A 267-nucleotide genomic window follows, 5' to 3' on the forward strand; every position below is an offset into this window, starting at 1 on the left:
GGTTGCTACCTGCGCAGAACGCGTCAATGGTACAGCGGAGAGTATTGATGAAGGCGAACACGCCGCCCGTGGACGGCCCGGCAGGTGAACAACGGCCGGTGAAAACCGTTGGCTTTCTGGTCATTCCCAATTTCACCACTATTGGCTTTGCCTCCTCCGTGGAAACCCTGCGCATGGCCAATATGGCGGCGCGCCGGCCGATGTTTCGCACGGTGGTGATCGGCGCCACACTGGACCCGGTCACCGCCAGCAACGGGATGCGCATCC

Annotated in this window: 1 pseudogene; it reads left to right on the forward strand. The window is 61.8% G+C overall.

Annotated elements, in window-relative coordinates:
• Positions 1–47: 47 nt before the first annotated feature.
• Positions 48–267 (forward strand): annotated as a pseudogene (locus AAEZ08_RS22995) (GlxA family transcriptional regulator); the annotation flags it as partial.

Source organism: Pseudomonas sp. E45-MNA-CIBAN-0222, from assembly GCF_040310405.1.
In the GTDB taxonomy this organism is placed as follows: Bacteria; Pseudomonadota; Gammaproteobacteria; order Pseudomonadales; family Pseudomonadaceae; genus Stutzerimonas; species Stutzerimonas stutzeri_AC.